The organism is Amorphus orientalis (assembly GCF_030814015.1).
GTDB lineage: Bacteria > Pseudomonadota > Alphaproteobacteria > Rhizobiales > Amorphaceae > Amorphus > Amorphus orientalis.
On sequence record NZ_JAUSUL010000001.1, the window covers coordinates 1,138,591 to 1,160,050 of the forward strand.

General features: G+C 68.0%; 18 protein-coding genes. 4 read left to right on the forward strand and 14 right to left on the reverse strand.

All coding sequences use genetic code 11. The features are described 5' to 3' along the window. The 5 genes from J2S73_RS05090 to J2S73_RS05110 form a co-directional block, all read right to left on the reverse strand. Entirely contained in the window at window positions 1-735 is a 735-nt protein-coding gene (locus tag J2S73_RS05090) for an SDR family NAD(P)-dependent oxidoreductase (protein ID WP_306884353.1), read from the reverse strand. A gap of 73 nt (window positions 736-808) precedes the next feature. Next, window positions 809-1,924: a C4-dicarboxylate TRAP transporter substrate-binding protein gene (locus J2S73_RS05095; RefSeq protein ID WP_306884354.1), complete on the reverse strand. Its 1,116-nt coding sequence runs from the start codon at window positions 1,922-1,924 to the stop codon at window positions 809-811. Window positions 1,925-1,991: 67 nt separating this feature from the next. Continuing rightward, complete coding sequence (locus tag J2S73_RS05100) at window positions 1,992-3,293, reverse strand: TRAP transporter large permease (RefSeq protein ID WP_306884355.1); 1,302 nt, start codon at window positions 3,291-3,293, stop codon at window positions 1,992-1,994. Window positions 3,294-3,301: 8 nt separating this feature from the next. Beyond that, window positions 3,302-3,811: a TRAP transporter small permease subunit gene (locus J2S73_RS05105; RefSeq protein ID WP_306884356.1), complete on the reverse strand. Its 510-nt coding sequence runs from the start codon at window positions 3,809-3,811 to the stop codon at window positions 3,302-3,304. Further along, a complete protein-coding gene (locus J2S73_RS05110) occupies window positions 3,811-4,569 on the reverse strand; it encodes an SDR family NAD(P)-dependent oxidoreductase (RefSeq protein ID WP_306884358.1) in 759 nt (252 codons plus the stop codon). The genes J2S73_RS05105 and J2S73_RS05110 overlap by 1 nt, the downstream gene beginning before the upstream one ends. A gap of 164 nt (window positions 4,570-4,733) precedes the next feature. Here J2S73_RS05110 and J2S73_RS05115 point away from each other — a divergent pair, with 164 nt between their 5' ends. The 3 genes from J2S73_RS05115 (at window position 4,734) to J2S73_RS05125 (ending at window position 7,075) form a co-directional block, all read left to right on the forward strand. Next, complete coding sequence (locus tag J2S73_RS05115) at window positions 4,734-5,468, forward strand: GntR family transcriptional regulator (RefSeq protein WP_306884359.1); 735 nt, start codon at window positions 4,734-4,736, stop codon at window positions 5,466-5,468. 55 nt (window positions 5,469-5,523) lie between these two features. Beyond that, a complete protein-coding gene (locus tag J2S73_RS05120; protein ID WP_306884360.1) occupies window positions 5,524-6,141 on the forward strand; it encodes a glutathione S-transferase in 618 nt (205 codons plus the stop codon). Window positions 6,142-6,346: 205 nt separating this feature from the next. After that, window positions 6,347-7,075 (forward strand): SDR family NAD(P)-dependent oxidoreductase, encoded by a 729-nt coding sequence (locus J2S73_RS05125; protein ID WP_306884361.1) that lies wholly within the window; start codon window positions 6,347-6,349, stop codon window positions 7,073-7,075. A 23-nt stretch (window positions 7,076-7,098) separates the two neighbouring features. On the opposite strand, the gene J2S73_RS05130 is transcribed toward J2S73_RS05125, so the two are convergent. From J2S73_RS05130 to J2S73_RS05160, 7 genes are all read right to left on the reverse strand, one after another. Continuing rightward, window positions 7,099-8,091: an amidohydrolase family protein gene (locus tag J2S73_RS05130; protein WP_306884362.1), complete on the reverse strand. Its 993-nt coding sequence runs from the start codon at window positions 8,089-8,091 to the stop codon at window positions 7,099-7,101. 30 nt (window positions 8,092-8,121) lie between these two features. Further along, the gene (locus tag J2S73_RS05135) at window positions 8,122-9,513 is read right to left on the reverse strand and encodes an FAD-binding oxidoreductase (protein ID WP_306884363.1); all 1,392 of its coding nucleotides are present in this window, start codon (window positions 9,511-9,513) and stop codon (window positions 8,122-8,124) included. Window positions 9,514-9,526: 13 nt separating this feature from the next. Then, window positions 9,527-11,167, reverse strand: coding sequence for a thiamine pyrophosphate-requiring protein (locus J2S73_RS05140; protein WP_306884365.1), 1,641 nt, complete (start codon window positions 11,165-11,167; stop codon window positions 9,527-9,529). Then, complete coding sequence (locus tag J2S73_RS05145) at window positions 11,164-12,456, reverse strand: alpha-hydroxy acid oxidase (RefSeq protein ID WP_306884366.1); 1,293 nt, start codon at window positions 12,454-12,456, stop codon at window positions 11,164-11,166. Before J2S73_RS05145 ends, J2S73_RS05140 begins: the two co-directional genes overlap by 4 nt. A gap of 1 nt (window position 12,457) precedes the next feature. Next, entirely contained in the window at window positions 12,458-14,413 is a 1,956-nt protein-coding gene (locus J2S73_RS05150) for a TRAP transporter permease (RefSeq protein ID WP_306884367.1), read from the reverse strand. 161 nt (window positions 14,414-14,574) lie between these two features. Continuing rightward, the gene (locus J2S73_RS05155) at window positions 14,575-15,588 is read right to left on the reverse strand and encodes a TAXI family TRAP transporter solute-binding subunit (RefSeq protein ID WP_306884368.1); all 1,014 of its coding nucleotides are present in this window, start codon (window positions 15,586-15,588) and stop codon (window positions 14,575-14,577) included. A gap of 273 nt (window positions 15,589-15,861) precedes the next feature. Continuing rightward, window positions 15,862-16,872: a TAXI family TRAP transporter solute-binding subunit gene (locus tag J2S73_RS05160; protein WP_306884369.1), complete on the reverse strand. Its 1,011-nt coding sequence runs from the start codon at window positions 16,870-16,872 to the stop codon at window positions 15,862-15,864. Between the two features lie 203 nt (window positions 16,873-17,075). Between J2S73_RS05160 and J2S73_RS05165 the strand changes: the two genes are divergently transcribed. Continuing rightward, complete coding sequence (locus J2S73_RS05165) at window positions 17,076-17,996, forward strand: thioesterase family protein (RefSeq protein WP_306884370.1); 921 nt, start codon at window positions 17,076-17,078, stop codon at window positions 17,994-17,996. Window positions 17,997-18,045: 49 nt separating this feature from the next. On the opposite strand, the gene J2S73_RS05170 is transcribed toward J2S73_RS05165, so the two are convergent. Next, on the reverse strand, window positions 18,046-19,197 hold the full coding sequence (locus J2S73_RS05170) for an acyl-CoA dehydrogenase family protein (protein WP_306884371.1): 1,152 nt from the start codon (window positions 19,195-19,197) through the stop codon (window positions 18,046-18,048). Between the two features lie 14 nt (window positions 19,198-19,211). Further along, window positions 19,212-21,314: an acetate--CoA ligase family protein gene (locus tag J2S73_RS05175; protein ID WP_306884373.1), complete on the reverse strand. Its 2,103-nt coding sequence runs from the start codon at window positions 21,312-21,314 to the stop codon at window positions 19,212-19,214. Between the last annotated feature and the right edge of the window lie 146 nt (window positions 21,315-21,460).

Below are 21,460 nucleotides of genomic sequence, written 5' to 3' on the forward strand. Positions count from 1 at the left end.
TCAGATCCCGAGTGAACCGCCGAGCGAGCGGCCGCCGTCGACGAGCAGAACCTGACCGGTGACGAAGCGGGCCTTGTCGGAGGCGAGGAACGCCACCGCCTCGGCGATGTCCTCCGGTGTGCCGAGCGTGCCGCCGGGCTGCATCGCGCGCAGCCCGTCGAGGTTGGTGTCGGAGCGCGCGCGCAGCATGTCCGTCTCGATCACGCCCGGCGCAACCGCGTTGACGGTGATGCCGCGCTCGGCGAGCTCCAGAGCCAGCGAGCGGGTGAAGCCGCCGACCGCCGCCTTCGAGGTGGCGTAGTGGATGTACTGCTTCGCGCCGAGCATCGCCCGCGAGGCGATGTTCACGATGGCGCTTCCGCGCTCCATCTTCGCGGCGGCGCGCTGGCAGAGCGCGGCCATCGCCACGAGGTTGACCTCGTACATGCGGCGGAAGTCGTCGGCGGTGAGCGCATCGAACGGCTTCACGTCGAAGATGCCGGCATTGTTGACCAGCCGACGGATCGGGCCGGCGCCGTCGATGAGGGCCGCCACCGCGGCCTCGTCGGTGATGTCGAGGGTCGCCGCCGCCGCGTCTCCGCCGTCGGCGCGGATCAGCGCAACGGTCTCCTCAGCACGCTCCGCGGCGAGGTCGACCACCAGCACGCGGTCGCCGGCGCGGGCGAGCGTCTGGCAGATGGCGCGGCCGATGCCGGCACCGCCGCCGGTGACGATCGAGAGAGGGGCTTCGGTCATGGGAGGCCTTCGCGGCAGGAAGAGTCGGAAACAGAGGGGAGGGGACGGCGGACCGCCCCCTCCGGATGGCGCATCAGTTGCCGAAGCTCGACATGTCGAGCTTGCCGTAGATGTCGGAGCGGATCAGCTCGGCGACGGCCTCCGGATCGGTCCGGTCGATCTTGGCGAGCTTCTCCTTCCAGGCGGTCTGGGCGGCGAGGAAGGCGTCAATCACGCCGCTCGGATCGTCGATGCTGCGGGTCTCGACCGACTTCTGCGGCAGCTCCTCGACGAAGTTCGACTGGAACGCGTCGAGGGCGGAGGTCAGCTCCTGCGACGGCTCGATGATCTCCAGGCCGCGCTCCTCAGAGCCCTTGAGCGCCGCGTCCACGTCGGCGGCGTAGGTCACCTGGGTGCGGGCCACGCCGAGCGCCATATGGTCGAGCAGCGTCTTCTTCTGGTCCTCGGAGAGACCCTGCCAGAAGCTCGGGTTCATGACGTAGGTCGCGCCCATCACCACGCCCATCGGCAGCGTGGTCACGCTCTTGGCGACCTCCCAGAACTTGTTGCCCTTGTCCAGGTTGGTCGGGTCCGACATCGTGCAGTCGATCGAGCCGCGGCTGAGGCCGGAATAGACGTCGCCGATCGGCACGGAGACCGGCACGCCGCCGAGGCTTTCCACCCACTGGGTCTGGGCGCCGCCGGCGGTGCGGATCTTCTTGCCCTTGGCGTCGTCCGGGGTGCGGATCGGCTGCATGCAGATGAAGTTGTAGACCGGCGTGGAATAGCCGCCGACGAAGATGCCGCCGTTCTTCTTCCACTCGCCCTGGACGGACGCGTTGGTGATGCCGACCTCGGTGTAGGCGAGGGCTGCCGCGAGGGCGTCGTCGGAGGTGAAGACCAGGTCGTTGAGGACGTTGTTGACCGGCAGCTCGGAGGGCGAATAGCCCGGATAGACCACGCCGAGCTGGGCAACGCCGTCGCGGATGCCCTGCATCGTCGACTTGGCCGGCACCAGCGATCCGCTGGAATAGACCTCGAAGGCGATCTCGCCGTCGGTGTCCTTGGCGATGTCCTCCGCGAAGCGCTGGTATGGCTGCTCGTTGAGAATGTGGACCGGCGTCAGCCAGTTGGTGGCGATGTAGGTCTCCGCCGCCGCCGGCACGATGGTGAGGCTGGTCACGGCCAGCCCGGCCAGGATGCGTTTCATCGGATAGGTTCCTCCCGTTTTTCTATCTCTCCGCCGGGTTCGCCGGTCGGGGTTCGGTTGGCGGCTGCTAGTCGGCGAGGCCGGGCAGCCAGAGCGTGATCACCGGAAAGGCGACCAGAAGGGCGATGGTGAAGGCGTCTGCGAGGATGAACCACGACACGCCGCGGAAGATGGTTCCGAGCGGCATGCTCGGCCCCAGGCTGGAGCGGATCACGTAGACGTTCATGCCGACCGGCGGCGTGATCAGTCCGGTTTCCAGAAGCTTGATCGCCAGAACGCCGAACCAGATCAGGTTCACGTTCATGTCGCCCAGGAGGGGCGCGAGGACCGGCACGGTGAGCAGGATGATCGAGATGCTCTCCAGGAAGCAGCCGAGCACGATGTAGAGCAGGCAGATCAGGATGATCACCACGGTCGGATCCAGGCCGGCGAGCTGGCCGGTGATCGCGACGGGCAGGGTCGACAGCGCGATGAAGCGCGAGAACAGCGCGGCGGAGACGACGATGATGAAGATCGCCGCCGTGCTGACCGCGGTGTCGATCAGCGCGTTGCGCATCATCTTGACCGAGAGCGTGCCGCGGGCGAGCGCGATCAGGCACGCGAGGAAAGCGCCGACCGCGCCGGCTTCGGTCGCGGTGAAGATGCCGGAGAAGATGCCGCCCAGCACGCCGGCGATCAGGACCGGGAGCGGCCATGTCTTGCGGATCAGCCGGCCCTTCTCGCGCCACGTCGTGTGGGTGCGGTCAGCCGGGGCAAGGTCAGGGTTGAGGGCGCAGCGGACCGTGATCATGACCGCGAACACGATCCCGGACAGGATGCCGGGGATCAGGGCGGCGATGAACAGGGCGTTGATCGAGACGTCCATCATCAGGCCGTAGATGATGAGGAGCACGCTCGGCGGGATCAGCGAGCCGAGCGTGCCGGCCGCCGCCACCGAACCGGACGCGAGCGAGGGGGCGTAGCCGGCCTTCAGCATCTCGGGGATGGCGATCCGCGAGAACGCGGCAGCCGTCGCGACGCTCGAGCCGCTGGCGGAGGCGAACAGCGCGCTTGAGGCAACGCTTGCGGTCGCAAGGCCGCCCGGCAGCCGCTTCAGGAAGACGCGCGCGGCATCGAACAGGCCTGAACTCAGTCCCGCGCCCGAGGCGATGTAGCCCATCAGCAGGAACATCGGCACGGCCGACAGATTCCAGTCGCCAATCATCTCGTAGGGGATGGCCTTGGCGATGCCGATCGCCGGCATCGATCCCATCATCAGATAGATGCCGGCGAACGAGGTCAGCCCCATCGCAATCCCGATCGGGACCCGGAAGCCGATGGCGACCAGGGTGACGACGATGCCGAGAATGCCGAAATCGAGACGGTCCATGGTATCGCTCAGGCCGGATCGGAGGTGGGATCGGTGGTCGTGTAGGTGCCGCGCAGGATCTCCGCGAGGCGAAGCACCATCACCACGCAGGCGAGCGCCAGCCCGATCGGCAGCAGGAACTTGGTCGGCCAGATCACAACGCGCCAGGTGCCCTCGACGACCTCGCCGATGCGCCAGGCGGTCACCGCCGGTCCCCACGAGAGCCATGCGAGGCCGCCGTAGAACAGCGCCGAGAGCGCGGTGGCGAGGAAAAGGGCGATGCGACGTCCGAGCGCCGGAAGGAGGTCGTAGAGGATCTCGACCAGGATCGAGCCTTCCTTGATCTCCACCCAGGCGAGCGGCAGGAACACGGCGGCGACCATGTAGTAGCTGGCGACCACTTCGGCGGTGCCGGGGATCGGGTGGTTGAAGGCGTATTTTCCAACGACGTCGGCGGTGACGTGCAGCATCATCAGGCCGAGCGCGGCAGCGGCGACAATGGCGAGGAAATGCGACACGTACCTCGTGAAGCGTGCCATCACTGCATCCTGTAGCCGCCGTTCACGTCCAGCACCGCGCCGGTCATGTAGGCGCTGTCCGGACCGGCAAGGAACGAGACTGCGCCGGCCACGTCGTCCGGCGTGCCGATGCGCCCGAGCGGAATGGCCTTGGCGACCTCCGCGTCGCCGGACGGGTCGAGCGACATGCGCAGCATGGGCGCGTCGATGAGGCCGGGGGCGACCGCGTTGACGGCGACGCCGAACGGCGCGCCTTCCCGGGCAGCCGCCTTCACCAGGCCGAGGATGGCGCTCTTGGAGGTGATGTAGGCCGAACTCGAGCGGTAGCCGCCAAGCTGGGCGGCAACGGATCCGAAGGCGATGAACCGCGCATCGTCCAGCCGGGTCGTCTGACGCAGCCGCAGGAATTCCCGCACCAGGAAGAAGGTGCCGGTGCTGTTGACGTGCTGGGTCCGCGACCATTCCTCCGTGGATGTTTCCACGATCGGCCGGCGCGCGCCGCTCTCGTCGAGAATGAGAAGGCCCGCCGCCGCGACGACGACGGAAATCGCGCCGTATTCGGCCTCCGCCCGCCGGAAGACGTCCGCGACGGCCGCTTCGTCTCCCACGTCGAGGGCCATGGACGGGTGAGGGCCGCCGGTCAGTTCCGCGGCGATCTTCTCGGCCGCCTGCAGCGACATGTCGGTCGCGAGGACGCGAAAGCCGTCCGATGCAAGCCGTCTGGATACCGCACTGCCGATCCCGCCGCCGGCTCCCGTGACGAGCGCTAGCTTCGTCATCTGACCTCCCAAATATATATTTTCCCCATTTTTGGATACATTAATTGGGTATCGTCAAGCCTTAATCGCTTGAAACGCAAAATATGGATACATTATTGCGGGAGGTGGCTTGCAAGCTCCGGTGCGCCACGGCATGGTTCCGGGGTCAAGGAGAGGGATCGCAAATGGGCGAGAAAGGCGGAACAGCTGCGGAATCCGCGACAGCGATGCTGCGCGAGATGATTCTCGCCGGCGAACTCCGTCCCGGTGCCCGGGTTCATCAGGACCATCTGTCGGAGGATCTGGGGCTGTCGCGGACGCCGCTCCGGACAGCCATGGCGACACTGGCCCGCGATGGCCTGCTCGACTACGAGGCCAACCGCGGCTACCGGGTCAAACAGTTCTCGGTGGATAGCATCCGCAGCGTGTTCGAGATCCGCTCGGTGCTGGAATCCCAGGCCTGCCGGGCGGCGGCGCGTCGCGGCATCGGACGGGGCGTGCTCGACACGATGGACGCGCTGGTCCGGCGTGGCGACGAGCTTCTGTCGGTCGGACGGCTGGATCCGGATCGCCTGCCGCCCTACCGGAAGATGAACGTCGACTTCCACAACTGCATTCTCGAGGCCGCGCAGAATCCCTGGCTCAGGGACTTCGTCGACCGGACCCACAACGTTCCGATGGTGTCCGACCGGGTCATTCTGTGGGACGACTACGACGTCATCTACCGCTCCCACGACGATCATCACAGGATCGCGCGGGCGCTTCGGCGCGGCGACGGCGAGCGGGCGGCACTGGTGATGTACGAGCACGTGGCCTATGCGGGCGAACTGCTCGTGACCCGGCTCGAAGCCGATCCCGACGCCGCGTTCAAACTCCTGTCTGCCGGCGCCGAGCCCCCGCTCGCCATGTCCGCCGATTGAGGCGGCGCACGCCCGGCCGCAGTCGCAAGACCCGCAATTCGAAGAGGAAACGACCATGTCCCTCCGTCTCTATTTCTCGCCCGCCTCGCCCTATGTCCGGAAGGTGATGGTCGCCGCCCACGAAAAGGGGGTCGCCGATCAGGTGGAGAAGCTGCCGTCCAAGGCGTGGCCCACCGACCGCGACCAGACGATCGTGCGCGACAACCCGTCGGGGAAGGTGCCCACCGCGCTGCTCGACGATGGCACGCCGCTGTTCGACAGCCGAGTGATCTGCGCCTACGTCGACACCATGGCCGGCGCGCCGGACCTTTATCCCGGTTCGGGGCCGGAGCGCTTCCGCGTGCTGACGCTGGAGGCGCTCGCCGATTCCGTTCTCGATGCCGCGCTTCTGTGCCGCTACGAGGCGGTGCTGCGCCCGGAAGAGCTGCGCTGGGACGACTGGTACAAGGGCCAGATGGAGAAGATCGACAGCGGCCTCGACGATCTGGAGGCGCGCTGGATGGACGATCTGGCGAACGGCGCCCACGCCGGCGCGATCGCGGCGGCCTGCGCCATCGGCTATCTCGACTTCCGCTTCGCCGACAAGGACTGGCGCTCCAGCCACCCGAAGCTCGCGGCCTGGTTCGCCGACTTCTCGAGCCGCCCGTCCATGCAGGCGACGATGCCGGCCTGAACGGAATTTGGCCGTATTGGACCTGGCAGTCGGTCGTTACCCCCGGATCGATGTGGCAGAGGTCCCCTACGGTCCGGTTTCACGATCACCCACCAACGCCGATGCGCGCGAGGAGGCGGACGCCTCTCTTTCTCAGGAGTGCGCGGCCCGCTAAGATGTCAGGAAGGCTGATAAAAAGGGCTGCGGGACAGGGAAGGCACGGATCGTGATTTCGATCGAAGGACGGGTTGCGATTGTGACGGGCGCCAGCTCGGGCATCGGGCGGGGTATTGCGCTGGAACTGGCAAAGGCTGGCGCGCACGTGACCGTGGCGGCGCGCAGCGCGGACAAGCTCGAGAAGCTGGTCTCCGAAATCGAGGCGGAGGGCGGGGCTGCGATCGCCGTTCCTGCCGACGTGACCAGCGAGGACCAGGTGATCGCGCTGTTCCGCGAGACGGTCGAGCGGCTGGGCCGGCCGGCGATCCTGGTCAACAATGCCGGCATTGCCGATGCGACGCCCACCGACGAGATCAGCCTGGCGCGCTGGCGCGAGATGATCGACACCAACCTCACCTCCGCCTTCCTGTGCAGCCGCGAAGCGATCCGGCTGATGAAGCCGGCCGGCGGCGGCCGGATCATCAACATCGGCTCGATCTCGGCGAAGGGGCCGCGGCCGAACTCGGCCGCCTACACGGCGAGCAAATTCGGACTGGAGGGGCTGACGCGCGCGCTGGCCCTCGATGGCCGCGACTTCAACATCGCCGCGTCCGCGCTCCATCCCGGCGCGACGGTTTCATCCCTGGTTCCAGGCGTGACCGACCAGCCGTCCCCGGACCGGATCCAGCCAGAGGATATCGGGAAGATCGTCGTGCTGATGGCGAGCCTGCCCGATGAGGTGACGATGATCGATTCCACCATCGTGCCGCTTCGGGTGCCGTTCTTCGGGCGCGGCTGATCCGCCGGCCCGCAGCTCCCCCCTCACAGCTTGAACAGACGTTCCGCGTTGCGGCCGCGCACGGCGTGACGGAGATCGCCGTCCAGCGAATCCACCCTCGCGAGACACCCGGTCATGTCGCCGATATTGTGCGGATAGTCGGAGCCGTAGAGCACGTTGTCCGGACCGCAGACATTGACGCAGAGCTGCAGCACGTCCTGGCGGTGGACGACGGAGTCCACGTAGATCCGACGCAGATACTGGGTCGGCCGCTCCTCGGCATGGGCCGCGCAGGTCGGAATGTTGTCGTAGCAGAGATCGAGCCGGCCGGCGATGAACGGCAGCGCGCCGCCGCCGTGGGCGCCGATGATCTTCACCTTCTGGAAGCGGTCGAAGAAACCGTCGTAGATCATCCGCGAGATCGCCATCGTGGTGTCGAAGACGAAGCCGACCGGCGGCACCATGTTGTGCTTGCGCATGTCGAGCTTGTCGACGGCGGGCGGCGCGGTCGGGTGGATGAGCACCGGCAGCGCGGCGTCGTCGATCGCCTGCCAGACATCGACGAAGGCGGGATCGGTCAGCGAATTGCCGTCGATGTTGGCCATCACCATGACGCCGACGGCGCCTGCGTCGAGGCAGCGCTTCAGCTCCTGGCGGGCGAGCTCCGGATACTGCCATGGCAGCGAGCACAGCCAGCGGATGCGATCGGGATAGGCGCGCTGGGCCTCGATGAAGCTGTCGTTCATGATCTGCGCGGCGCGGAGGCTGACGTCGGCGTCGCCGAAATAGCAGCTCGGCGAGGTCAGCGAGACGATCGCGATGTCGACCCGGGCCTGGTCCATCGCCTTGATCCGCATCTCGTAGTCGAGCATCGCCGGAAACAGCGTCAGGAACGGCGAATTGTACATGTCGACCACCTCGCCGCCCTCCGGCAGGGTGCGGAAGGTGTATTTCGGCGCGCCCTTCTCCCGCAGGAGATCGAGATAGGGCTGGCTCATCATGTGGGTGTGGACGTCGATGACGGGGCTCGAATGCACGGGAGGTCCTCCTGGTGCTGTGGGGCTTGCCTAACCGGCTTGGCCGAGCTTGCCGGGATTCATGATCCCGGTCGGGTCGAGCGCGGCCTTGATCGCCTTCATCGTGTCGACCGCCTCGCCGTGCTCCGGCCTCAGATATTTGAGCTTGGCGAGCCCGATCCCGTGCTCGCCGCTGGCGGTGCCGCCGACGGCGAGCGCGCGTTCCACCAGCCGGTCGGCGAGGCGCTCGGCCTCGGCCAGTTCGGCAACATTGTCGGGCTCGATCAGGTAGGCGATGTGGAAGTTGCCGTCGCCGACGTGGCCGATGATCTTGCCGATCAGCGGCGAGGTCGCGATGTCGGCCTTGGCGTCGCCGATCGCCTCGGCAAGCCGCGAGATCGGCACGCAGATGTCGGTAGTGTAGCAGTCGCAGCCGGGCCGGAGCGCCTTGTTGGAGTAGATGGAATCGTGGCGCGCCTGCCAGAGGCGGGAGCGCTCCTCCTCTTTGGTCGACCAGGCGAAGTCGGAGCCGCCGTACTCCGCCGCGATCGCCGCCACCGTCTCCGACTGCTCCGCGACCCCCGCCGGCGAGCCGTGAAACTCCAGGAACAGCGTCGGCGTCTCCTTCAGCCCGAGCTTGGAGTAGAGGTTGGTCGCGCGGATCGCGGTGTCGTCGAGGAACTCCACCCGGGCGATCGGCACGCCGAGCTGGATCGTCTCGATCACCGTGTTGACCGCGCCCTCCACGGTCTCGAAGGCGCAGATCGCCGAGGCGACGCATTCCGGGATCGGGTGCAGCCGCACCGTCACTTCCGTGATCACCCCAAGTGTGCCTTCCGCGCCGACGAAGAGCCGGGTCAGGTCGTAGCCGGTCGACGACTTGCGCGCCCGGGTGCCGGTCCGGATCACGGTGCCGTCGGCGCGCACGACGCGCAGGCCGAGCACGTTCTCGCGCATGGTGCCGTAGCGCACCGCGGTCGTGCCGGACCCGCGGGTCGAGGCCATGCCGCCGAGGGAGGCATCGGCGCCGGGATCGATCGGGAAGGTGAGGCCGGTGTCGCGCAGGTGCGCGTTGAGCTGCTTGCGGGTGACGCCCGCCTCCACCACCGCGTCGCCGTCCTCGGGGTGGATCGCCACGATCCGGTTCATCCGGCTCATGTCGATCGAGATGCCGCCGGCGACGGCGATGGTATGCCCCTCCATCGACGAGCCGGCACCGTAGGGCACCACCGGCACCTGATGGGCGAAGCAGCTTGCCACCACGCTGCGCACCTCGTCCTCGCTCTCGACGAAGACGACCGCGTCGGGCAGTGCGGCCGGAAGGCGCGACATGTCGCGGCCGTGCTGGGCGCGGATCGCCTCTGAGGTTGCCAGCCGCTCGCCGAAATGGTCGGAGAGGCTGCGGATCACGGCCGCTGCGGCCGAAGCTTTGGTGTCGGTCATCGCCGGGGCTCCGTCAGATCGCCGGATACTTGGACAGCGCGAGTTCCTTCGCCGTGATGAACTCCAGGAGCGCGGGGACGCCGGCCTCGGTCTTGGCGATGGCGCGCCGGATCGCCGGCACGATCTCGGCCGGATCGGTGACGCGTTCGCCGTAGCCGCCGAGTGCTTCGGCGAAGGCGGCGTAGTTGCCGGAAATGTCGGTCGCCCGGTACTTCTCGGTGGAGACCTCCATGATCGGCAGCTCCATCGCCATGGAGAAGTTGTTCAGCAGAATGGAGAGGATCGGGATGCGCTCGCGCACGGCGGTCTCGAAGTCCATCCCGGTGAAGCCGATCGCCGCGTCGCCCCAGACGTTGATGCACAGCATGTCCGGGCGGGCGAGCTTGGCGCCCATGGCGAGGCCGAGCCCGTAGCCGAGCTGGGTCGACTTGCCCCAGCCGAGATAGGTGAGCGGCGCGGTCGCCACCCAGAACGGCGAAAGCTGGTCGCGCGGGCTGCCGGCATCGTGGGTGATGATGGTGCGTTCGACGTCGACGGTGTGCTGCAGGTCCCACAGCACCCGGTAGGGCGACAGCGGCGCCTCTTCGGAGGTGAGCTTCGGCATCCACTCCGCAAGCCAGCCTGCATGCACGTCCGCGATTTCGGCGGCGACGGCGTCGTGCGGACGGGTCCCTTCGCCGCGCCGGTCGAGCTCGGCGGCGAGCGCGTCGAGGGTGAGGCCGGCATCGCCGACCAGCGCCACGGTCGCCTCGTACTCCTTGTTGACGTGGTCGGGATCCAGCGTCGCGTGGATGACGGTCTTGCGCGCCTTCGGCATCGCCACCCCGAACGGCGTTTCGGTGAACGAGCATCCGACGCCGAAGATCACGTCGGCGGCGTCGAGGAAATGGCGCACCGTCTTGGGGATCGCCGCGCCGCCGGAGCCGAGGGCGAGCGGATGGTCTTCCGGAAAGGCGCTCTTGCCCTCCAGGCTGGTGCAGACGGGAATCGCGAGCCGTTCGGCGAGCGCCTTCAGCTGCGGCCAGGCGCGGGCGTAGTGGATGCCCTGTCCGGCGTAGAGCACGGGCCGTTTCGCCGAAAGCAGCAGGTCCGCTGCCTCTCTGACCGCCTCCGGGTCGGGCCCGAACTTTGTGGCGAGCACCGGCCGATAGTCGAGCGGCTCGGGTACGTCCTCGGCCCACAGGTCGGCCGGGATCTCGACCAGTACCGGCCCGCCGCGGCCGTTGCGCAGCCGCGAGAAGGCGCGGCGGAACACCGCCGGGATTTCCTTCGCCGATGTGATCGGCTCGGCCGACTTGGTCACGTCGCGCATCGAGCGGGAGGCAAAATAGTGCGGATCGACGTGGGCCATGCGACGGGCGTAACCGCTGGGCATCACCAGGATCGGCACCGATTCCGAATAGGCCTGGGCGATGCCGCCATAGGAATTCTCCGTGCCGGGGCCGCTCTGCATGGCGAACGCGCCGATCGTGCGGCCGGAGGAGAGCCGCGAGATCGCGTCGGCCATGTGCAGACCGGTGCGCTCCTGGCGCACGATGACCGGCCGGATGCCGGCGACCGCCGCATGCTCCAGGGTGTGGTTCACCGGATAGCCGAACAGGAGTTCGATGCCCTCCCGCTTCAGGATCTCGGCGATCGCGTCTCCGACTTTCATGGCGCTGTCACTCGGCTGGAGGTGGGCGGGGAGAAGCCGGCGAAGTCGGCCTCGGTCCAGGCGTTCGGGTGGCGGACGGTGGCGGACCGCGCCTCGTCGCTCGCGACCAGGCCGCACTGGGCGAGCGCGATGGCGTAGTCCTCGATCAGGGTGCGGGCGACGTGGTGGGCGCCGTCGGGTCCGAGCGCGGCCAGCCCGAGCATGAAGGCCCGGCCGACCATCACCCCGTCGGCGCCACAGGCGAGCGCCTTCAGGATGTCGACCCCGAACATCACGCCGCTGTCGACGAGGATCGTCGTACTGTCGCCGGCCGCCGCACGGATCGCCGGCAGCACGTCGATCGGCGCGGCGGCGGCGTCGAACTGCCGTCCGCCGTGGTTGGAGACGACGATGCCGTCGACCCCAAGCTCGACCGCGCGCTCGGCGTCCGCCGGATGCAGCACGCCCTTGACCAGCACCGGACCGGGGAAGGTCTCGCGGACCCGGGCGACCAGTTCCCAGGAGAACGCGCCGGCGCGCTCGCGCTGGACGAAGGCGGCGAGATCCTCGCGGGTGGGCGAGGCGCCGCAATAGGGGATCATGTTGGCGAACGCCGGCATGCCTTCGCGGCGGATGGCGGCGAGCCAGTGCGGGCGCATTGCCGCCGCCGCCATCATCCGCGGCCGGATCCGGAACGGCATGGTGAGCCCGTTCCTGAGGTCGCGGTTGCGCTTGGCCGGTCGCGGAATGTCGAGGGTGACGATGAGGGCGTGCGCGCCGGCGGCCCCGGCGCGGCGGACCAGATCGAAGGTGGTGCGGTGGTTGCTTCCGGGCAGGCCGTAGAGCTGGAACCAGAAGGAGTCCGGGGCGATCTCCGCCACGGTTTCCATCGGGGCGGTCGCCATCGTGCCGGTCGAGTAGGCGATCCCTTCGGCCTGGGCGGTGCGGGCGAGCGCCGTGGTCGCGCCTGGCCAGATCATCCCGTCCATGCCAACCGCGCCGATCACCAGCGGCGCGGCGTAGCGCCGGCCGAACAGGGTGGCGGAGGTGTCGACGCGGGAGACGTCGACCCCGTAGCGCGGTGCGACGCGCACTGCCTCGAAGGCGGCGATGTTGCGCTCGCGGCAGGTCTCCGTGCCGGTCCCGCCCTGGAGGAAGTCCCAGGCGAAATAGGGCAGACGTCGGCGCGCCGGGGCCTCCAGCTCGGGCAGTGTCGGGTAACGCGCCCGCCAGGCGGCCAGCCGGGCGTTCAGCGCCGCCGCGCGGTCCGGACGGCCGGTATCGGCCGACGTGGAGGAAACCGCCGTCACGTCAGCCCTGCGTCTGCGGCGACTTGGCGCCGGCCTCGGCGGCCGTGACGCCGGGTTCGCCGGCATGCTCCGGGCCGGCGGCCTCGCGCAGTCCCGGCAGCGACAGCCGCGGCAGCAGGAAATAGACGACGAAGCCGACCGCGGCCGCGACCAGCGCCAGCACCGATTCCGGACCGGCCCAGACCGGCGCCGCCGTGACGGCGATGACGATCGCCGCGACCAGGGCGGCAAGCGTCAGGCTGCGCGGGTTCGGCCGCTCCAGGAGCCGCGACGAGCGGCCGATGATCAGGATCGCGGCGAGCGTCGTCAGCACCACCGTCACGATCGCCTGCGGGGTGCCGTCGAGGAGGAGGGCCGGGTCGTAGGCCCAGACGAACGGCAGGATGAAGGCGATCATGGAGAAGCGCATGCCGATCCAGCCGGTCTCCCACATGCCTGCCCGGGCGAGGCTCGCCGCCACGAAGGACGAGACGCAGACCGGCGGGGTCAGGAACGACATCACGCCGAAGTAGAAGATGAACAGGTGGGCGGAGAGAGGGGTCAGCCCCATGTCGATCAGCGACGGCGCGATCACGGTCGCGAGCACGATGTAGATCGCGGTCACCGGCATGCCCATGCCGAGGACGATCGAGAGCATCGCGGTCAGGACCAGCATGGCGAACAGGCCCCAGGAGTTGCCGACCTGCATGATGATGAAGGAAAGCGACTGGCCGAGGCCGGAGACGTTCATCACGCCGACGACGGCGCCCGCGCCGCCGGCGATCAGCACGATCGGTATCATCGCCTCGCCGCCGCCGAGGACGAACGACTTCCACTCTTCGAAGGAGCGGAACCGGCCCTTGAAGAAGGCGAGGATCAGCAACGTGAAGGCGGAGGTGAGGGCGGCCGCGGCCGGCGCCATGTTGGCCCAGAACAGCAGATAGACCAGCAGCCCGAGCGGCAGCACGAACACCCAGCCGGAGCGGAACACCGCGCCGATCTTCGGCAGTTCGGAGCGCGGCAGGCCGACCAGCCCACGTCGCTCGGCGACCGCGTCCACCTGCACGAACAGGCAGACATAATAGAAGATCGCCGGCAGCAGCGCCGCCAGCACCACCACGTAGTAGTCGATCTGCAGGAACTCCGCCATGAGGAAGGCCGCAGCCCCCATCACCGGCGGGGCGATCTGGCCGCCCGTCGAGGCGACCGCCTCGATCGCGGCGGCCTGCGACGCAGTGAAGCCGGTCCGCTTCATCAGCGGGATCGTGACCACGCCGGTGGACATGATGTTGCCGACCGGCGAGCCCGACACGCTGCCGAACAGGCTGGACGCGATCACGGCCACCTTGGCCGGGCCGCCGCGGCGGTGGCCCATCACCGACATGGCGAGGTCGGTGAAGAAGTTGGTGGCGCCGCCGACCTCCATCAGCTTGCCGAGCACGATGAAGGCGAGCACCAGCGAGGCGACGATGGAGAGCACCAGACCGGGGATGCCGCTGGTGTCGGCGTAGAGGTACATCACCACCGATTCCGGCGGCAGGCGGTCAGCCTCGAACGGCTGCGGCAGGACCCAGCCGACGAAGGCGTAAACGATCAGGACCCAGACCAGAACCGCGATCCCGGTGCCGCAGATCTTTCTCAGCGCTTCCATCATCAGCACGATGGCGATGATGCCCGGCACGTATTTCTGCGGCGTGTGGCCCATGAAATCGAACAGCCACGCCTCGAAATTGTAGGACATCCAAGACCAGGCCGCGATCGCTGCGAAGCCGAGCAGGATCTCGATGATCCCGGCGGTCTTGCCGTAGGGCCTCAGCAGGAAGCCGGCCGCGACGGCGACGCCGAGATAGGGGCCGAGCCATTCGGAATCGACCAGGTTGAGGCCGAGCCGCAGCGGCACGTCCATCGCCCAGGCGACACCGCCGATCAGCAGATAGGCAAAGTAGAGATTGAGCAGGGCGCTGGTGATGCGCTTCATCGGATGACCGGGGTCCAATCACGCGTCCACGTCGCAGATGCCGCCGGGGTGGCGGCATCGGATGAGCTGGAAGAAGCCGGCAGCGGCACGGAGCGCAGGCCGGGACCATGCGACGGCGGCGCCGGACCGCCCGCGCCGCCTGCCGTCTCGCGCGGGCGGCCCTACTGGCCGAGCAGCTTCGCCTGCTGCTGGTCGTGCTCCGGCGTCCACAGGCCGAGCTCCTTGAACGCCTTGATCGCGCCCTCGTGGAACGGATGGCTGATCTGGGCCGGAACCATGTCGTCGCGATTCATGCCCCGCAGCGCCGGCACCGCCTTCTGCATGTCGCCCCAGTTCTCGTAGGTGGTCATCACCACCGTGTAGATGTCGTCGGCATTCGCGTGGGTGCCGGTGTTCAGGTAGGAGTCGTAGATCGCGACCCGGGTCGGCTCCTTGACGCCGACGGCGGCCGGGCCGGGCTCCAGAATGCCGACGTGGAAGGACGGCAGCGCGTTGATCGGCGCATCGTCCGGGCCGAGTGCGACCACGCGGGTGCCGCCCGGGATCGCGGCGTCGGCCTCGCGGTGGGCCGGGATGCCGAGGATCGAGGCGGTCACGTCGACGCGGTCCTCCGTCAGCGCCTTGATTGCCGATGGCACGTTGGTCTCGGCAACGGCCTGGACGTCGTCCTCGGTCAGGCCGGCGGTCGCGAGCACCGCGCGGTTGACGTCGTCGAACAGCGCCAGGGTCCGATAGGCGGTGATCACCCGCTTGCCCTTCACGTCGGCGACGGTGACGATGTCGTCCTCGGCGCGGGAGATAAACGAGTACTTCGCCTGCGCCAGCACCAGCACGGCGCGGACCTGGTCCATCGCCTGCGGGTACGGCTCCTTGCCGGTGAAGGCGGCGTTGGCGTCGAGGCCGGAGTTGATGCCAAGGAACACCTCGCCGCGGTGAAGCTGCGGCAGATACTGGGAGGTGCCGCCGTGCGGCCGCGCCGTCGACGGCACGCCGGTCTTGTCCTGAATCACCGTCGACAGCGCGGTGCCGAGCTGCGCGTAGAGCGTGCCCGCGGGCCCGGTCGCGACGGTGATGCGGTCCACCGATAGATCGGCCGATGCGGGCTGGCCGAACGCAATGCTGATCACCGCTGCCGCGACAACGGACCTGAAGACGGATTTCGCCCTGATGGACATGATCTCTCCCCTCGCATTTCCTCCCTGACCTTTGGCCATCTCGAGGCAGCCGCATCCCCGTTGCCGGGATGTCTTGATCAGATCAGGGACCCTTATATAGATCGCACGGTACGTAGGCGGGTCTTGGCGGTCAAGGGGAAGGCCGGCGATAATTCAGACAGTCGCCGTCGTGATCCCGTCCGTGCCGGCGGTTCGATGAGGCCGGAACATCCGCTGCCGACAGAAGCCGAGCGGCGGAGGTCGAGTTACGGCTGACCGCAGTGCCCGCCTGTCTCATTTCAGCAGTTCGGCCTGCTGTGCGTCATGCTCAGGGGTCCAGAGACCGATCTCGCGGAAGTAGCGGATCGCACCTTCGTGGAAGGGATGGCTGATCCGCTCCGGCATCATCTGATCTGCGGTCATGCCGCGCAGCGCCGGCACGGCCTTCTGCATCTCGGCCCAGTTTTCATGGGTCATCCTGACGATTTGATAGATGTCGTCGGCGTCGGCATGCACGCCGGTGTTCAGGTAGGAATCGTAGATGGCGATCCGCGTCGGCCTGGCCACGCCAACGCTCCCGGGACCGGGCTCGATCGTCCCGACATGGAAGCCCCGAAGGCTGTCGATCGGAGCGGGATCGGGTCCGAGCGCGACGACGCGGGTTCCGCCGGAGATGGCGGCATCGGCTTCTCGGTGTGCCGTGATGCCCAGGATCGCGGCGGTCACGTCGACCCGGTCTTCCGTCAGCGCCTTGATTGCCGACGGCACATTTGTCTCGGCGACGGCGATCACGTCGTCCTCACTCAGGCCGGCAGTGGCGAGGATCGCCCGGTTGACGTCGTCGAAGAGGGCAAGGGTGCGGTAGCTCGTGATGACGCGCTTGCCCTTCACGTCGGCGACTGTCTCGATACCGGAATCGGCGCGGGCGATAAAGGAATAGTCGGCCTGGCCGATCACCGATACCGCCCGGATGTTGTCCATCGCCTGGGGATAGGGATCCTTGCCGGCGTAGGCTGAGTAGGCGTCGAGGCCGGAATTCATGCCGAGCAGGATCTCGCCGCGATGCAACTGCGGCAGATACTGCGACGTGCCGCCATGGGGACGGGCGGTCGCGGGAATGCCGGTCTTCTCCTGGATGATGGTGGTCAGGGCAGTGGCGATCTGGGAATAATAGAGTCCTGCCGGACCGGTGGCGATCGTCAGCCGGTCGACGGATAGCTGTGCCGATGCTGAGCCGGCGACGGCGACGCTCATCGCAAAGCCGGCCGTGATCGAGCGCAAGACGGACTTCGTCTGCAGCTTCATGGAAACGTCCTCCCCTGCTTGTTTCGTCCCCCGTCCGTCGGTCGTCCGGCGACCATATCCCTGTTTACAGGGTATGCTTTTCAGATCAGGGTCCCTTATATGTTTGAGCGTACGAACAGCGGTTTGGCCCGTCAAGGGCGGGTCGGCAGCCGGATGTGACGCGACAGGAAACCTGGAGGGTGGACGTGGTCTGCGGAGCCGAGATGGAAGTCTGGCGCGGGAGCGTGAACAGCTGGGAATGCGACCAGATGGGACATCTGAGCGCGCGCTACTACAACGCGCTCGTTCGGCAGGGACTGGTCGGAATTGCCGCAGAGCTCGGTCTTCCGCACGCCTTTCGCAGCGATGCCGGCGAGACGCTGATTGTCACCGAACAGCATTTGCGCTTTCTGCGGGAGGCGCGACTGTCAGCGCCGCTGCACATGACGGCCGGTGTGCTGTCCGTGACGGACGAAAGCATGGTCGTGCAGTTCCTGCTGCGTCACAGCCTATCCGGGGACCTGGCTGCGACCATGCGCACGACCTTAGTGCTCGCCGATCAGGTGACGGGTGAAGCGCGGCCCATCCCGATCGATGTGGGCCGCCATGCCAAGACGCTGGCCATCACGGTTCCGGAAAAGGCCGAACCGCGCAGCGTCTCCCTCGATCCGGTCGAGACCATGGCCTCGCTAACAGCAGCCGACCAACGGGGCCTGATGTGCGCAAGCCGCGGTGCCTTCGGCGTCGAGAGCTGCGACGTGTTCGGCCGATTGCGGCTCGAGGGGTTCCTGGCTGCGGTGACGGACGGGATGCCGCTCGTCGGCGCGACACTTCGCGGGGATCTCGCTGACTATCTCGACCTGCCTGCCGAGCGCATTGGCGGTGCGATGATCGAGTATCGGCTTCTCAACCACCGCTATCCGAAGGCGGGCGACCGCTTCGAGTTGCGATCCGGCCTGGCAGGCTTCGATGCGCGGACCATGCGCATCGTTCACTGGCTGCTGGATCCCGAGACCGGACTGCCGTGGTTCTCCGGAGAGGGGGTCACGCTGTCGTTCGATCTGGAGGAGCGCAAGGCGCTGTCGATTCCGCCGGAGGCACAGGCCGCCATGCAGGAGATCGCGACGCCCGGGCTCCGGCTCTGACGCCGTCGTGACTCGGTGCCGGCCCGCGCAGGGCAACGAAGCCGACGTTCTAGTTGACCTTGAGACCCATCAGCCCGGCGATCAGGTTGCGCTGCATCTGCGACGAGCCGGCCGCGATGGTCGCCGAGCGGGAATCGCGGTAGTGGCGCTGCATCGGAAACTCCATCGAGTAGCCGAACGCGCCCATGATCTGCATGCCCTGGTTGGCGACCTTGGCGTAGGTCTCCGAGGAGAACAGCTTGGCCATCGAGATCTCGGCGAGGGCATCCTCGCCGGCGGACACCTTCCACGCCGCCTGCCACATCAGCGCCCGGGCCGCAGCCACCTCGGTCTGCATGTCGGCGATCATGTGGGCGATCGCCTGGTTCGATCCGATCGGCTTGCCGAACTGGGTGCGGGTGCGCGCATAGTCGGCGGCGAGATCGACCACCGCGCGGGCCGCGCCGCAGTTGCCGGCGGCCGACACGATGCGCTCCACCTGCAGGCCCGACAGGATGCAGTCCCAGCCGCCGTTGACGCCGCCGATAATGCGGTCCTCGCCGATCCTCACCCCGTCGAAGCTGATCTCGTAGGTGCCGGTGGCGGTCCGGCCCAGCATGTCGAGTTTCTTCAGCTCCACGCCGGGCGCGTCGTTGTCGATCAGGACCAGCGACATGCCCTTCCGGTGCGACACGCTCGGATCGGTCTTCAGGTAGACGTTGAGGAGCGTGTTCTTCACGCCGGCACCGGTCGACCACAGCTTGGTGCCGTCGACGACCCAGGCGTCGCCGTCCCGCACCGCGCGGGTGCGCATGGCGCCCACATCGGACCCGGCATCGGCTTCGGAGATGGAGATCGCCATCCGGAGGTCGCCGGCGATCAGCGGCGGCAGGAACCGCGCCTTCTGCGCCTCGCTCCCCTTGCGGGCGATGTTGAGCCCGCAGAAGACGCCGCCGGCATAGGCCATGTAGAAGTCGGCGCTGGTGTAGGCGATCTCCTCGCCGACGATGGCGAGATCGATCACCGAACCGCCGAGCCCGCCGTCGGCTTCGGAAAAGGGCAGCGCGAACAGCCCCGCCTCCGCCCACGCCCGGTAAAGGTCGTAGGGGTAGGTGCCCTCGCGGTCGTGGCGCGCCACCATCTCCGGCGGCGCGTGCCGGTCCATCAGCCGGCGCACGCTGTCGCGCAGAAGCGTCTGTTCGTCCGAGAAGCCGAGGTCCATGCGGTCCCTCCCGGTCAGCTGGTCCGCCGCGTCATGAGGACGTCGAGAATGCGGACACCCTCGCCCCGGGGATAGACTGCGAGCGGGTTGATCTCGACCTCCTGCAGCGACGGATCGTCGATCAGGAGCCGCCCGAGCCGGTCGAGCACGTCGACCACCGCGTCCACGTCGAGCGCTGCACCGCCGCGGTAGCCGGTCAGCAGCGGCGCACCGCGTAGCGCCTCGATCTCGCGGCGGATCCGGTCGGCGGAAAGGCCGGCCGGGAACATCCGGATGTCACGCATCAGCTCGGTGAAGACACCGCCGAGCCCGGCGATCACCACCACGCCCCAGGCCGGGTCGCGGCGCGCCGAGACCACCATCTCAAGCGGGAACGGCGGCGCCATCTCCTCCACCAGCATGCCGTCGATGGGCACGCCGGGGGCGGCCTTCGCCACGGTGCTCTCGATTTCGGTCCACGCCGCGCGAACGGCGTCGCCCCCGTCGAGGCGGAGCTTCACGCCGCCCATGTCGCTCTTGTGGGCGATCGAGGCCGCCTGCACCTTCAGCGCGACGGGGCCGGCGATCTCGGCCGCCGCTGCGACCGCCTCCTCTGCGCTGGTGGCGAGACGCCCGGCCGGCACCTTGAAGCCGACGTCGGCCAGGATCGCCTTGCCGCGATGCTCCGGCACGACCTCCGGGGCCGGCGTATCATCGACCGTACGGACCCCAACAGCCGGCAGGTCGTCGACCACGTCGAGCCGGGCGATGTTGGCCAGCGCCCGCATCGCCCGTTCCGGCGACCGGAAGAACGGCACGCCCGAGGCGCGGATGTCGTCCATGAATTCTGCCGGCATCGGCAGTTCGTCGCCGAGGAAGACCAGCGCCACCGGCTTCTCTGCCGTGGTCAGCACCGGGCGCAGCGATTTCCACTTCGCCATCACCTGCTGCGGCGCCCCGCCCATCGCCGCGACCAGCAGCGCGTCGATGCCGGGGTCGGCGAGCATCGCCGCCGAGGTGTCGCCGAACAGGCTGGGCTTGCTCATTCCCATGGCGGTGATGTCGAGGGGGTTGTCGATCACCGCGAAGTCCGGCAAGAGCTCCGAAAGCGCTGTCCCGGTCTCCGCCTTGAGGGTTGGCAGCGGCAGCGCGACGGTCTCGCCGAAGTCGAGCGCAAAGCCGCGCACGGCGCCCGAATTGGTCATGATGCCGAGCCCCTCCACCCGCGACTGCGGATAGCGGTGGCGCAGCACGGTGGTGTCGAACAGCTCGTCGAAGCTGTCGGCCAGTGTGACGCCACAGGCCCGGACGAAGGTCTCCATGACGGCATGGTCGCCGGCCATGGCGCCGGTGTGCGACTGGGCGGCCTCACGGGAGCGCTCGCTCCGTCCCGGATGCATCAGCACGATGGGTTTGTCGAGCGCCCATGCGCGCCGCGCGCACTCCATAAAGACGCCGGGATCTCGAATCTGCTCGACGAACACGGCGAACGATCCGACCGACGGATCCTCGACCAGGGCCGACATCACCTGTTCGGCGGCGGTGACGGCCTCGTTGCCGGTCGAGATCGCGTAGGAGACCGGTACGCCGCGGCTGCGCAGCGCTTCGCGGATGTTGCCGGTCATCGCGCCGCTCTGGGCAACGACGGCCACGCCTGTGCCCGAGGCAACCTTCGGCGAAATCCGCTCGAAGGTCATCGGCACCCCGTCGACGAAGTTGGTGAAGCCGAGGCAGTTCGGGCCGAGGAGCGCAATGCCGGCGTCCTCGGCGATCCGGGCCATCTCCGCCTGGGCGCGGACGCCATCCTCGCCCAGTTCTGCGAAGCCTGACGCAAACACGACGACGCCACCGACATCCCGTTCCGCGCATTCCGCCACCGACTGGGTCACCACGCTGGCGGGGACGACCAGGCCAACCAGATCGATGCCCGAGGGGAGTTGGTCGATCGAACCGACACAGCGGCGCCCATCGATCTCGGCGTTCTTGCGGCTCACCAGGTGCAGCGGGCCGTCATAGGCGAAGGTCGCGAAATTCGACAGGACATTGTTGCCGAGGCTGAACGGTTCGGGCGATGCGCCGACGATGGCGATCGACCGCGGGCGGAGAAGTCTATCGATGCTCGAACGGGAGTCGCTCATGGGTGAAGGATGCCTGCAGCACGATGGCCGGATTTTCGCGATCCGAGACCATGCGGGGGATCGATGTCATCAGATTTGGCCGGCTGGAGACACCGGATCGACCGAAAACAGCCCCGGCTCTCGGTGCGCCCGTCCATACCGACTCC

Coding starts and splice junctions, on each gene's coding strand:
- J2S73_RS05090 (WP_306884353.1), bottom strand. CDS start 735: ATGACCGAAGCCCCTCTCTCGATCGTCACCGGCGGCGGTGCCGGCATC.
- J2S73_RS05095 (WP_306884354.1), bottom strand. CDS start 1,924: ATGAAACGCATCCTGGCCGGGCTGGCCGTGACCAGCCTCACCATCGTG.
- J2S73_RS05100 (WP_306884355.1), bottom strand. CDS start 3,293: ATGGACCGTCTCGATTTCGGCATTCTCGGCATCGTCGTCACCCTGGTC.
- J2S73_RS05105 (WP_306884356.1), bottom strand. CDS start 3,811: ATGGCACGCTTCACGAGGTACGTGTCGCATTTCCTCGCCATTGTCGCC.
- J2S73_RS05110 (WP_306884358.1), bottom strand. CDS start 4,569: ATGACGAAGCTAGCGCTCGTCACGGGAGCCGGCGGCGGGATCGGCAGT.
- J2S73_RS05115 (WP_306884359.1), top strand. CDS start 4,734: ATGGGCGAGAAAGGCGGAACAGCTGCGGAATCCGCGACAGCGATGCTG.
- J2S73_RS05120 (WP_306884360.1), top strand. CDS start 5,524: ATGTCCCTCCGTCTCTATTTCTCGCCCGCCTCGCCCTATGTCCGGAAG.
- J2S73_RS05135 (WP_306884363.1), bottom strand. CDS start 9,513: ATGACCGACACCAAAGCTTCGGCCGCAGCGGCCGTGATCCGCAGCCTC.
- J2S73_RS05140 (WP_306884365.1), bottom strand. CDS start 11,167: ATGAAAGTCGGAGACGCGATCGCCGAGATCCTGAAGCGGGAGGGCATC.
- J2S73_RS05150 (WP_306884367.1), bottom strand. CDS start 14,413: ATGAAGCGCATCACCAGCGCCCTGCTCAATCTCTACTTTGCCTATCTG.
- J2S73_RS05155 (WP_306884368.1), bottom strand. CDS start 15,588: ATGTCCATCAGGGCGAAATCCGTCTTCAGGTCCGTTGTCGCGGCAGCG.
- J2S73_RS05160 (WP_306884369.1), bottom strand. CDS start 16,872: ATGAAGCTGCAGACGAAGTCCGTCTTGCGCTCGATCACGGCCGGCTTT.
- J2S73_RS05165 (WP_306884370.1), top strand. CDS start 17,076: ATGGAAGTCTGGCGCGGGAGCGTGAACAGCTGGGAATGCGACCAGATG.
- J2S73_RS05170 (WP_306884371.1), bottom strand. CDS start 19,197: ATGGACCTCGGCTTCTCGGACGAACAGACGCTTCTGCGCGACAGCGTG.
- J2S73_RS05175 (WP_306884373.1), bottom strand. CDS start 21,314: ATGAGCGACTCCCGTTCGAGCATCGATAGACTTCTCCGCCCGCGGTCG.